The following is a 1,175-nucleotide window of genomic DNA, read 5'->3' as shown; positions in this document are numbered from 1 at the left end:
CGAAACCGATTTGCGCGACGGGCGGGTGCGGTTTATTGGCGTGGCCGAAAACCGCATTGCCGAGGATTTCCTGCGCATCTTGCGGTTCTTCCGGTTTCAGGCCTGGTTTGGCCGCCCGCCGATCGATCCCGTCGGGGCAGAAGCCTGTCGCAAGGCGGTAAACGGTCTTCATGATATTTCGGTCGAACGTATTCGCGACGAGATGTTCAAGCTTCTCCGCTCGCGCAGTCCTGCTGGTACGATCAATGACATGATCGGGTTTGGCATTTTACCCGCCATTTTGCCCAAACTGATCCACACCGATTGCCTGCGCATCATGCAGTGGCTTGATAGCACCGCCCTTGCCGATCCGGCGATACAGCCCGATCCGTTGCGCCGCCTTGCAGCACTGTTTGCGCCGGGGGGCGATAGACGCAACAGCGATGATGACGAAGACAATCTGGCGGCGGCTGAACGTTTTGCGCGCGATTTGCGACTGTCGAACGAAGAAACCGACCGTTTTGCCGAAATGGTCGCGCATGCGCCGCTGATTGATCCGAAATTGCGGCCGGAAATCGTGCGCCGCGATCTGTACCGGATGGGGGCCGCCGCATTTCGTGATGCCGTGCTCTTGGCGTGGAGTGCGCGCGCTACGGTGCCACCACGTTGCACACGCGCAGAAAATGACGAATGGAAAGCCCTGATTGAGGCCGCGGCAAACTGGCAACCCGTGAAATTACCAATACAGGGCCGCGATATCCTAAAAGCTGGCCTTGCACCTGCGGGGCCGCGTATCGGGGCGCTTTTAAGACAGGCCGAGGAATACTGGATCGATCGCGATTTCCAACCCGGTCTGGATGAATTGATGGACTATATTGCCCGCCAGGTCACGGCAGGCGATGAGGAGAAAGAATGACGACAGGCGCAATTGGACATCGGATTTGCTGTTTTGGCGACAGTCTGGTCAATGGTGTTCGCGACGGTGAAAAGGGCGGCTGGCCGATGCGTTTGGCCAGGCGTCTTCTGGACGAGGCCGGGCGTGACGTCACGATCTATAATCTTGGTATTCGCGCGGAAACGTCCGAGGGGCTCAAGTCCCGCTGGCAGGTTGAAGCCAACCTTCGCATGGTTGAAGAATTCCCGACGGTCCTGATTTTCAGTTTTGGGGTGAATGACGCCAACCACGCCGAAGACCG

The 1,175-nt window shown here is 58.2% G+C and carries 2 protein-coding genes; both read left to right on the top strand.

Annotated elements, in window-relative coordinates; genetic code table 11:
* A partial coding sequence (locus B3Z49_RS05920) for a CCA tRNA nucleotidyltransferase (protein ID WP_296988877.1) occupies positions 1-895 on the top strand: 895 nt, incomplete at its 5' end.
* A partial coding sequence (locus B3Z49_RS05915) for a GDSL-type esterase/lipase family protein (protein ID WP_296988875.1) occupies positions 892-1,175 on the top strand: 284 nt, incomplete at its 3' end. The genes B3Z49_RS05920 and B3Z49_RS05915, both read left to right, overlap by 4 nt.

The organism is Thalassospira sp. UBA1131, assembly GCF_002311515.1.
Lineage (GTDB): Bacteria > Pseudomonadota > Alphaproteobacteria > Rhodospirillales > Thalassospiraceae > Thalassospira.
This window is presented reverse-complemented; position numbering and strand designations above follow the sequence as displayed.